Origin of the sequence: Collinsella aerofaciens, from assembly GCF_039752955.1 — a bacterium.
In the GTDB taxonomy this organism is placed as follows: Bacteria; Actinomycetota; Coriobacteriia; order Coriobacteriales; family Coriobacteriaceae; genus Collinsella; species Collinsella aerofaciens_BI.
The window spans coordinates 24,099-34,570 of record NZ_JBDMHB010000024.1 but is presented as its reverse complement, the minus strand read 5'-3'; the positions used below and the strand labels follow the sequence as shown (position 1 = coordinate 34,570).

At 59.7% G+C, this 10,472-nt stretch carries 11 protein-coding genes; 1 reads left to right on the top strand and 10 read right to left on the bottom strand.

Annotation, left to right across the window (positions count from 1 at the left end):
* The 10 genes from ABHR75_RS06630 to ABHR75_RS06585 all read right to left on the bottom strand — a co-directional run.
* Positions 1-1,774, bottom strand: a 1,774-nt coding sequence (locus tag ABHR75_RS06630; RefSeq protein WP_346963926.1) for a BadF/BadG/BcrA/BcrD ATPase family protein, incomplete at its 3' end; no start/stop codon positions are given.
* 12 nt (positions 1,775-1,786) lie between these two features.
* On the bottom strand, positions 1,787-2,497 hold the full coding sequence (locus tag ABHR75_RS06625) for a TetR/AcrR family transcriptional regulator (RefSeq protein ID WP_196025736.1): 711 nt from the start codon (positions 2,495-2,497) through the stop codon (positions 1,787-1,789).
* Between the two features lie 274 nt (positions 2,498-2,771).
* Positions 2,772-2,897: a hypothetical protein gene (locus ABHR75_RS06620; protein WP_022094649.1), complete on the bottom strand. Its 126-nt coding sequence runs from the start codon at positions 2,895-2,897 to the stop codon at positions 2,772-2,774.
* Between the two features lie 471 nt (positions 2,898-3,368).
* Complete coding sequence (locus tag ABHR75_RS06615) at positions 3,369-4,226, bottom strand: HAD-IIB family hydrolase (protein WP_346963925.1); 858 nt, start codon at positions 4,224-4,226, stop codon at positions 3,369-3,371.
* A gap of 117 nt (positions 4,227-4,343) precedes the next feature.
* On the bottom strand, positions 4,344-5,606 hold the full coding sequence (locus ABHR75_RS06610; protein ID WP_346963924.1) for an MFS transporter: 1,263 nt from the start codon (positions 5,604-5,606) through the stop codon (positions 4,344-4,346).
* A 101-nt stretch (positions 5,607-5,707) separates the two neighbouring features.
* A complete protein-coding gene (locus ABHR75_RS06605) occupies positions 5,708-6,370 on the bottom strand; it encodes a TetR/AcrR family transcriptional regulator (RefSeq protein ID WP_346963923.1) in 663 nt (220 codons plus the stop codon).
* 74 nt (positions 6,371-6,444) lie between these two features.
* The gene (locus ABHR75_RS06600; RefSeq protein ID WP_117629936.1) at positions 6,445-6,783 is read right to left on the bottom strand and encodes a P-II family nitrogen regulator; all 339 of its coding nucleotides are present in this window, start codon (positions 6,781-6,783) and stop codon (positions 6,445-6,447) included.
* Positions 6,784-6,939: 156 nt separating this feature from the next.
* A complete protein-coding gene (locus ABHR75_RS06595) occupies positions 6,940-8,217 on the bottom strand; it encodes an ammonium transporter (RefSeq protein WP_346963922.1) in 1,278 nt (425 codons plus the stop codon).
* Positions 8,218-8,415: 198 nt separating this feature from the next.
* Positions 8,416-9,435: a putative ABC transporter permease gene (locus ABHR75_RS06590; protein WP_346963921.1), complete on the bottom strand. Its 1,020-nt coding sequence runs from the start codon at positions 9,433-9,435 to the stop codon at positions 8,416-8,418.
* A gap of 3 nt (positions 9,436-9,438) precedes the next feature.
* Complete coding sequence (locus ABHR75_RS06585; RefSeq protein WP_346963920.1) at positions 9,439-9,996, bottom strand: HD domain-containing protein; 558 nt, start codon at positions 9,994-9,996, stop codon at positions 9,439-9,441.
* Between the two features lie 228 nt (positions 9,997-10,224).
* Between ABHR75_RS06585 and ABHR75_RS06580 the strand changes: the two genes are divergently transcribed.
* The coding region (locus tag ABHR75_RS06580; RefSeq protein WP_346963919.1) for a 1-deoxy-D-xylulose-5-phosphate synthase N-terminal domain-containing protein at positions 10,225-10,472 on the top strand (248 nt) is incomplete at its 3' end.

Genomic DNA, 10,472 nt, shown 5'->3' with positions numbered 1-10,472 from the left:
AGGACAGGCCGGCCGCGATGTCGCCCACCGTGGCGCCTTCCTTTTGCGCCTGCTTAACGCGCGAGTTCATAAAGACCGTGCAGCGGCTGCCCAAATCGACCGGGGCCTTGGCCTGGATGGCGGCGTTGGCGAACGCGCGCACGTCCATGTTCATAGACACGGCGAAACTCTCGATAAAGCTGCCGCAGCCCGACGAGCAGGCCTCGTTGAGCATGATGTGCTCGATCACGCCGTCCTTCACGCGCAGGCACTTCATATCCTGACCGCCGATGTCCAGGATGAACTCGACGCCGGGCAGGAACGCCTTGGCGCCACGCAGGTGCGCGACGGTTTCGATCTCGCCGGAGTCGGCCTTGAGGGCCTCGATGAGCAGCGCCTCGCCGTAGCCCGTGGTGGTCACGTGGCCGATGGTGCAGCCCGCAGGGATGTGGTTGTAGAAATCGGCCATGATGACCTTGGCCGTGCCCAGGATGTCGCCGTTGTTGTTGCCGTACCAGGTGTGCAACAGCTGACCGTCCTCGCCCACGAGCGCGGCCTTCATGGTGGTGGAGCCGGCGTCGATGCCAATGAACACGCGACCGGTGTAGCCGTCGAGCTTGCCCTTGGGGACGACCTCGGTGTCGTGGCGACCCTTGAACTCGGCAAAATCCTCATCGGTGGCAAAGAGCGGATCCAGACGCTCGACCTCGGCACCCTGCGTGTCACCCAGGGCATCGATGGCCTCGATGAGCTGCGGGAACGTGCTGAGCTTGTTGGACTCGTGCGCCATGGCGGCGCCGCTCGCCACAAACAGGTGAGCGTTTTGGGGCACGATACGGTGTTCCTCGTCCAGGTTGAGCGTGAGGTAGAAGCGGTGGCGCAGCTCGGAGAGGTACTGCAGCGGGCCGCCCAGGAAGGCGACGTTGCCGCGGATGGGACGGCCGCATGCCAGGCCCGAGATGGTCTGGGTCACGACAGCCTGGAAGATGGAGGCGGCCACGTCCTCGGGGCGGGCGCCCTCGTTGAGCAGCGGCTGCACGTCGGTCTTGGCAAAAACGCCGCAGCGGCTGGCGATGGGATAGATGGTGGTGGCGTTGGCCGCGAGCTCGTTGAGGCCACTGGCATCGGTGTGCAGCAGGGTTGCCATCTGATCGATGAACGCGCCCGTGCCGCCGGCGCAGGTGCCGTTCATGCGCTGCTCGATGCCGTTGTCGAAGTAGATGATCTTGGCGTCCTCGCCGCCCAGCTCGATGGCGACATCAGTGGCCGGGATGAGGGTCTCGACGGCACGCTTGCTGGCGATGACCTCCTGGACAAACTCCAGGTCGAGCCACTGGGACAGCAGCAGGCCGCCCGAGCCGGTAATGGCGCAGGTCATCTGGGCCGTCGGCAGCACGGTCGCAGCGCCCTCGAACAGGTCGCGGGCGCAAGCGCGGACATCGGTGTGGTGGCGCTGGTACTTGGCGTAGACGATCTGGTTGTCATCGTTGAGCACGGCAAGCTTAACAGTGGTGGAGCCCACGTCGATGCCCAGGTGCAGGTTGCCACGAGCGTTCTCGGGGTTGAAGATCGCGCCTTCGGGGGCCTGAGCGGCGGCTACGGGCTCGGTAGCGGTGGCGGGATCGCTAGCGACGGACGTCTTTCCTGCCGCGTTCTTGGCATCGGCAACTGCCTCAGCAACTTTCTCGGCAGCAGCGGTCGCGGCCTTCTGCGCGGCGTCCGCCACGGCGGGCGCGGCGGCCTCGCGCGCGGCAGCGACCATGCGGTCCTTGATGCCCTCGACGAGTTTGCTCATCTGTCTCTCCTCTTAGTTGTTGGACTCGACGGCTGCGGCGGTGTCGGCCGCGTCCTCGAGCTGCAAATTCAATAACTTCATGCCGTATTCAGGCACGTTGATATCGATGGGTTGGCCATACAGATCACCAGGGCGCACAAAAGCGAGCACCGTCATAATGCGCGCCATGGCCTCGGGTGATTCGGTGAGCCCACGCTCAAACCAGCGCTGAATCATGCCGACCTCGGCACTCACGACGTAGGTGACGTAGTAGTCAAAGAACGTGCCCAGCGCCAGGCCCAAAATGCCCGTCTGCGCACGCGGCACCACAGCCTCACGAGCGGTGTCGATGATCCTTTTAATGAAGGCCTGGTCGCCGCCCGGACCCAGCAGCGCACCGATTAAGTCGCGGTTGGCCGCAAGATAACGCAGCAGCTCAACCGAACCGGGTGCCGGCTCGAGCTCATCGATGTTGTGATAGAGGTCGGGCAGCTGAGCTGCGGTGATGAGCTCAATGCGCTCACGGATCTCGGCCAACAAGCCGTCCTCGATTTGATTGATAAAGTCGGGGATATCGCGGTAGTGCGAATAGAACGTGCGGCGCGTAAGGCCGGCGCGCTCGGTGAGCGACGCGACATTAATGCGCGAAAGGTCGCCGCTTTCGGCAAGCTCGCTGGCAAGTGCCTGGCGAAGGGCACGCTGCGAGCGAAGGGACCGGCGATCGCATTTCTCGAGCTGGGACAAGCGTCCTCCTTGTTACTCAGCCTGTGCGCTATTGCACAGTGCGAGTATTATTGCACACCGTGTGCATCAACACGTAAAGGCAATATTTGGGATGTGACGAAGGGCAGTCCCTTTGCCACATCGAGCGACCGCCTAGGTTGTGCCAGTTGTGCCTGGCTTTTGAAGCGGCATTACCGATTGTCCAAAATGTCATTCGTGGGTAGAATAGTGTCGACGGCAGCCCAAGTTGTAGCTAGCTGGGCAGCGCCGTTGTTTGCATTAGGGGGTCAACGCCTTAGCGGCGGCGACCCCTTCTGTTGCGCTTCGAACGCTGCTTGAGTGCCTCGGAAAGGCCGACAAGCGCTGTGAAGAACGAGACCAAAGCGGTCAGAAGTCTCACGAAATCAATCAAATCGGTCATGGGCATCACCTCCCATCAGATGGAGGGCGCTGCCCGGCACATGGAACTGCCGCCAACAGCATCAATTCTATCAAAGCGCAGTTAGGTATGCGAATGTTTGTTCGTATTTCAGAAGATCGGAGCTCGGGTATGGCGAAGGAGCAGTTCCTTTGCCATACCCGAGCTTGTCGCCGAACTGCCAACTACATTTTTCGAGTTATTCGGCCACGCTACTGGTTTTGTATAAATGCACCGCCGGGATTATCTGAGGGTTTTTGTCCTTATTTGAGCGTATACATGCCCATTTGCGCACTTACGTCACCGAATCAAACACCATTAGAGGCATGAATGTTCCCGAGAGGGCATCTCTAGCCATTTAACGACCTCCGACAGGCCGAATAACTCGAAATTTGTTGGTAGCGAAAGTGTGACAGTCCTATACGCCAAAAGCCGGTATCTCCCATGTGACAAAGGCGCAGTCCCTTTGTCACATTATTCGATTATGGTGCGGGAGTTCTGCTTATGCATGGTGGCGAGCATGTGTTTGGGGACGGCGTGAGCCATGCAGCTGCCGATAGTTGCGCTCGCGGCGGCTTTAGCTGCATCGCTAGCGTTTTTGGTCGCGTAGCTGTGGCTGAAACGCTTGAGCATGGCGATGTCGTTGCCGCCGTCGCCGTAGACCGCGACCTCGTCCTCGGCAATACCGTAGTAGCCCGCCAGCCAGGCCACACTCTCGCCCTTGTTGCACGCCACGTCCGTGATCTCGAACATCACCGGATCGAACGGTGCGTTGACCACGCGGTCGGAGCGCTCGGCCAAATACGCCTTAAGGTCACGCTCCAGCTCGGGCGAGGTCACGCGACAATTGATCTTGCACACGTCATGACGCAAGATATCGCCGATCGACTGGTCGAAATACTGTTCCTCGTGATAGCCGCCACGCGCACGCATGCCGCGCATCACAATACGCTTGATAGGACTGTCTTTTTTAAAACCCGCCTGGTGCATCTCGAACGAACCGCTCGAAAACATGCCATCGGGAGTGGAGCAATCAAAGCAAATGTCCGGGAACGCCTTGAGCAACTCCTCGGTGATCTGTGGGTCGATGGTCCAGGTTTTGAGCACCTCGCCATGACTGTCGCGCACGATGGATCCGTTAGAGCAGCAGGCATCGAGCGCCAGCCCCGTAAAGCCATGCTCGCCGATTGGCAGCGTCGAGCGTCCGGTCGCGGGAACCACATGCAGACCAGCCTCAGTCAGCTCGCGAATGGCACGGCGGATGGTCCCATCCGCCTCGTGCAGGGCGTTAAGCAGCGTTCCGTCTAAGTCACTCGCAAACATCTTGATCATGGGGCATGCCTCTCCTTCGTCTGCACGATATTGTAGACGAAAGAGAGGCATGCCCATGCAAGGGTGTTCCAACGCGCCAGGACATTCGCTTCCGCAAAGCAACGGTGCCCCAGCGCGTTAAGGCAATCGCCACAAGCGACTTTTCAGCCGATAAAACAGCGCCGTCGTCAACGTCAGCGCCGCCAGCATGCCTGCGAATACAATCGCCGGTGTCCATCGATCATATGCAACCCCGTACGTCAATTGGCCGATCGGCGTTGCGCAGGAAAGGACCATGTAAACGACCGAAAGCACTTTTCCGCAGAGCTCAGTCGGCGCTGCCCGCTGAACAAACACGATGATTTCAACCGACGTAACGCTCGCCCACACCATGACCCATGCCGAACCAACTGCAAACACGGCGAACGCACATACATCAGTGCCGCACAGTAGCGCGACATTAATCGGCGCGACTCCAAAACAAATCATCGCAACATATCGACATATGCCATTGAAAGAAAAACGATGAGGCCAAATGCCGACCAAGCCACTGCCGGCAAGACCACCCAAGCCCATAGCCACCTCAACTATCCCAACGCAGGACGATTGCATGCCGAGATGCTTTGTAACAATAATGGGAGCGCCAATCGTTAGCCCAACCAACGCAAGGTTCAAAACGGCCGCAAGCAAAATCACGGCGACCAATGATGCGTTTTGCAACAGATACCGAATCGACTCCCGAAAATCGTTTCGGCATGTCGTGCGAGTTGCGCCGTCCTCCATCATTTCAGATGAGGCATTTTGCCTGAGTGCACCCCCAAACAGCAGAGTCGACACCGCAAACGCCACCGACGCGGTTGTGCAAAGAGTATCGATGCCAAAGCACCCATAGACTGCCGTCCCGACCACAGGACCCAAGATATTGCTCACCATGGTCACCTGCGAAACCAATGCAGTGGCCCGCTCAACCTTCTCTTCACCCGCCATGCGCACCGTCTCAATTTGGAGCATTGGCTTTAGCAGCGATTGAACGCCATATTGAACACAAAGTGTCGCTACTACGACGACCGCAAGAGGCAATGAGTACTTCATGGGGATAGACAGCAGTGATGCAGTCATCAGAGCAATGCCGAGGGCCACGAGGACCTCGCGATGTCTTCCCCTATCCGCCAAGATTCCGCCAACCGGAGTTGCGAGTACGCCGGGTATGAACGCCGTCGCCACGACGACGCCATATAACGTTGACGATCCACTGCAATCGAACAAGTAAAGTGGATACGCAAAGCACAGCGCCGACAGCATCGAATACGTGCACAGCTGCGCAACCAGAAGTTCCGCGAGCCTGATTGACCGCACTGTTTTTGATTTCAACGAGACGCCGACGTCTCTCAGCCCAGCCATAAGTCCGCCCCCCATACATACCGCTAGTATGTATTTATCGACTTGAAAAAGGGCAGCCGTGGCTACCCTCACAAATCAATTACATACCGTTGGTATCTATATTACCACCCGGCGCGGTCCCATACGTCCCAAATCTGCGCCGTTGTCTGAAGCACTTCATTACCCAAATCGAGCCCCACCGCGGCAGCCATCTGCGTCAAACATTGTGCGCGAGCGAGCATTCGCTCCTTGGGCTCGAGCGGACGGAACAATGGCAGCAGCCAAAGATTCGCCAACAACGATACGGCCTCTGCCGCTTCGCGCGGGCATTCGCACGCAATGGATCCGTCGGCGATGCCCTCCTCGATCACCGGCAAGAGATAGCCATCGGCAGACTCGTTAAACGAGCCCTGGTACTGCATCGCCAGAAGACGCGAGCTTTTTACCGGATCTGCTGCAGGACGCATACGTGCCCATAGCTCAATTTGCGGAACAACGGACTCGGGAGCGTAAAGCCTTTTTAGCTTTTGGGCGCCGGTCATATTACCGACGCCAAGCATCGAGCGGCGGTGCTCAACAATCGGAGTCATCGCCCGATCAAACGCGGCGTTGAAAATCTCTTCTTTGCTCTTGAAGTGATGATAGACAGCGCCCTTGGTCATGCCATCGAGACGGTCGACGATATCTTGAATGCTCGTCCCCTCATAACCCTGTGCGCAGAATAGCTCCAGTGCCGCGTCGAGAATCTTCGCGACCGTCTCCTCGGGATATTTATTGCGACCCATAATCCGCCCATCCGCAACGCAAGCCTTGTGCCTCATTGCAGCATTTTAACGTTGCGGATGGCAGACGGTCGATTCTACACCGCGGCGGGGCCGTGTTCGCCGGTGCGAATGCGGATGACTTCCTCGACCGGCTCGACCCAAATCTTGCCGTCTCCAACGGCACCGGTGCGGGCGGCATTGCAGATGATGTCGACAATGCCGTCGACGTGCTCATCGGCGCAGATAAGGGTGAACTGCACCTTAGGGATCGTGTTGACAAGCAACTCGTTGCCGCGCACGTATTCCTTCCAGCCATGCTGCGCGCCGCAGCCCTGCACCTGGTTGATAGTCATGCCGCGAACATCGGCAGCAAACAGCGCGTCTTTAAGAACCTCAAGTTTCTCGGCACGAACGATTGCCGTAATCTTCTTCATAGTGAATTCCTCTCTTTAATAAAAGAAATTGATTGTCCTTCACATGGCACGGGTTTTCCAGGTGCCCGAGATTGCCCCGAAAGAGGAGCGCTGCGTACTTCGGTACGCAAGCGACGGTTTGAGGGGCAAGGTCGGGTGCCTGGGAAAGCCGTGCTGCTAATCGAGTCCGGAGAACGAGGGATATGCGCTCTCGCCGTGTTGACTCGCATCCAGGCCCAGTGCCTCGTCGGCCTCGTCCACACGCAGGCTGCCGTGGAACAGCACCTTGACCACCGCGGCGATTACCAAGTCGAGCACCAGCACGATAACGACCGTCACCACAATACCCAGAATCTGCGAGACGAGCAGTGACACGTCGCCCGTGTAGAGCAGGCCGCCCTTGCCGGTCCACGAAAGCTCCGGCACGCAGAACAGGCCCGTGAGCACACCGCCCAAGATGCCGCCGATACCGTGGCAACCGAACGCGTCGAGCGCATCGTCGTAGCCAAACTTGGTCTTAAGATGGCTGATGGCCAGGTAACAGACGGGCGAGACGATCAGGCCCATGACCAGCGCTGCCCACGGCTCGACAAAGCCCGCACCCGGCGTGACCACCACAAGGCCCGCAACCAGACCGGTGCTGGCACCCACCAGCGTGGGGCGACCGGTGTGCACGCGCTCGACGGCAAGCCACGAGACCATGCCCGCCGCGCTGGCCGTCACGGTGTTGAGGATGGCGAGCGCCGCCACGGCGTCGGCCTTAAACTCGCTGCCGCCGTTAAAGCCAAACCAGCCAAACCAAAGCAGGCCGGCGCCCAGCGCCACAAACGGCACGTTATGCGGACGGTAGCTCATCATGCCAAAGCCGCGACGACGGCCGAGCATTAAGCAGAGAATCAGGCCCGTGAGACCGGACGAAATGTGTACCACGTCGCCGCCGGCAAAGTCGAGCGCGCCGATGATGTCGCCGATAAAGGAACCATCGCCGCCCCAAACCATGTGGGCGAGCGGCGCATAGACCACGAGCAGCCAAATGCCCAGGAAGGCCGTCATGGCACCAAACTTAACGCGGCCTGCCAGACTGCCCGTAACGATAGCGGCGGTGATCATGGCAAACGCCATCTGGAAGGCGATGTTGATGATCTGAGGGTAGACGGCACCATCCGCAGCATTGCCCTCGGCCGCCTGCAGCACCTGGTTGAGCACCGGCAGGCACAGCAGCTGGTCAAAGCCGCCAATAAACGGGTTAGAACCGTCGCCACCGTAGGCCAGCGACCAGCCGGCAACAATCCACAGCACACCAACCAGGCCAATGGCGCCAAAGCACATAAGCATGGTGTTGATGACATTTTTGCGCCTGGACAGGCCGCCATAGAAAAACGCCAGACCCGGTGTCATTAAAAACACGAGCATGGTGCAGATGAGCATAAACGTTGTCGATCCCGTATCGTACATTCGCTCCCCCTTGGTCGCATGAACGTTGTCGGCGCTCATGATGCGGCCGAGGGCCAACTGGTGTAGACCAGATACGGCGTTGTTAAACGCTGCGTTGTCGAATGGAAACGGTGCCGCAATCTTGGAAACGGCACGGCAACGGGCGCGAAACGAACGGGAAACGTGCGAACGAGAAGGGCGCGCTTGGCTCCGCTCTGGCTAGCGCCGGAACAGCTCGCGGGCTCGGTCGCGGAGGTCGGTAGCTCGGATGACGCCCTCGTAGCGATTGATGCGCAGACGCGGGAAGGCGTTAAAGAAGCGCAGGTCACGACGGCTGAGCGACACACTCGGCACCGGACGGCTCATGCGCTTGCCGGCAAGGCGACGACTGAGCGACGGACGCGGCATGCTCGGCGCGACATCGGCAACGCGGCGGGCAGCGAGCGCCAGGCCGCGAGCACCATCCGAGATAAACGTCGGCATCGAAGCCTTCTCGCGCAGGGCATCGAGCGCGGCGTCACCCAGCTCGACCAGCCACGCGTTAACGGCACGGCTACGGATGTGCGTCTGTGCCACCGAGTCAATCGTAGAATCGGGAATGCGCTCGAGCATGGAATCCGAGGCATCGGCGAGCGATTCGTTGATGCGGTCGGCAAGGTCGGCGCGCACGCGCTCAAGCTGATCGGACAGACGGCGCCAGCTCGCCAGCGAGCACAACGCGTCCACGGCCATTGCAACGGCAACGGCAAAGGCCGCCAGCCGCACAATCAGCACCGGCAGATGGCCAAGCAGCCCCAGCAATGCCGGCTCCACTAAACGGCAAATGCACAGTGCACCCAGGCCAAACGCGCAGGCCCAGTACAGGCAGATGCGTCCGTGCAGGTTAAACGGCAGATGCGAGTAATCCCAAAACCGGGCACCCGTCGTTTTTTCCAACAGCACGCCCACGCTATATTCGATCACGCTGCATACGAGCGCGGCAGCGACAAACTGGCTCGAGGCGTCTGGGATTCCACGCAGCAGCAACCAGCACGCAATGCCGCCCGCACCGTAGATGGGACAACACGGCCCTAGCAAAAAGCCGCTGTTGGCAAAGCGTCCGTGGTTGAGCATGGCGCAGACTGTCGACTCCCATACCCAGCCGCAAAAACCGTAGAAGGCAAACGAGAGTACCAGCGCCGAGAGCGGACAGGCGGCAAGCGTCGCGCCGTCAAATGCCATGCCGATCGCGGTTCCCACCGTCTACCCACTCCTCTTTTCGTTCGATTCTTTGCTCGAGCCGTCGCTCGGGCCCTCGTTCAAATCGTTCGCGCCGCCTTTGCGCGGCAGACGGCCGGCAATCGTCTCGCGCAGCGCGCACCATTTATCCGCCAGGCACACAATCCATGCCTCTCGACACGTCGGCGGCACCGGCACCAGCGGAAACATATGCCGTACGATAATATTCCGCTCGCGCGGCGTCAGCTCAAAATCTTCCTCCGCACGCGCCAAGGCAAAAAACGGGTGGCGAAAGCCATGCAGCCGATGGCTTGGGTCGGGATCGTGCCAGTCATAGAGAAAGTAATCGTGCAGCAGGGCCCCGCGCAACAACGAAGCACGGTCGACCGAAATGCCGGCACGGCCCAAGCGCTCGGCAAAGGACAGGCTCGCCCGCGCTACCGAAGTCACATGTGCATAGACCGTCACGTCGCCATGCTGGATAAACTCGTGCGTCAGGTCCAAGCGGCCCGCCTGGGCCAGCTGGCGGGCGGCATAGTCGACCTCGTGCGCGATTTTTTCGGCACGAACGGCATCGGACATGCTGCCTCCTTCCAGCGACTCACGGCGACAAGCCACGGCCTGTGCACAATCGATAAAAACATCATGGAACATATCAGTATGGCATCGGACAAAACGTTTTGCCCCACCAGTTGGCGAATTACCGCGCCGCCGTCACATATCAAACGCCAAAATGTGCGAGACTGTCTTGTGCAATTGTGTCGGCCGAGGGAGCGCCGGCGCTCGATTCGCATGGAGTAACCCACAACGATGCTGCTTACGCAAACGACAACGCCCGAGGACGTCAAGGCTCTTAATCGTGCCGAGCTCCCGCAGCTCTGCGACGAGATTCGCCACGCCATCCTCGAAAGCTCCGCCGCCGTCGGCGGGCACGTTGCCCCCAACCTGGGCGTCGTTGAGCTTACGGTCGCGCTCCATCGCGTGTTTAACTCCCCTATCGACAAGATTCTCTTTGACGTTTCGCACCAGACCTACGCCCACAAGGCGCTGACTGGGCG

Coding starts and splice junctions, on each gene's coding strand:
- ABHR75_RS06610 (WP_346963924.1), bottom strand. CDS start 5,606: ATGGCTGGGCTGAGAGACGTCGGCGTCTCGTTGAAATCAAAAACAGTG.
- ABHR75_RS06615 (WP_346963925.1), bottom strand. CDS start 4,226: ATGATCAAGATGTTTGCGAGTGACTTAGACGGAACGCTGCTTAACGCC.
- ABHR75_RS06585 (WP_346963920.1), bottom strand. CDS start 9,996: ATGTCCGATGCCGTTCGTGCCGAAAAAATCGCGCACGAGGTCGACTAT.
- ABHR75_RS06600 (WP_117629936.1), bottom strand. CDS start 6,783: ATGAAGAAGATTACGGCAATCGTTCGTGCCGAGAAACTTGAGGTTCTT.
- ABHR75_RS06595 (WP_346963922.1), bottom strand. CDS start 8,217: ATGTACGATACGGGATCGACAACGTTTATGCTCATCTGCACCATGCTC.
- ABHR75_RS06605 (WP_346963923.1), bottom strand. CDS start 6,370: ATGGGTCGCAATAAATATCCCGAGGAGACGGTCGCGAAGATTCTCGAC.
- ABHR75_RS06620 (WP_022094649.1), bottom strand. CDS start 2,897: ATGACCGATTTGATTGATTTCGTGAGACTTCTGACCGCTTTGGTCTCG.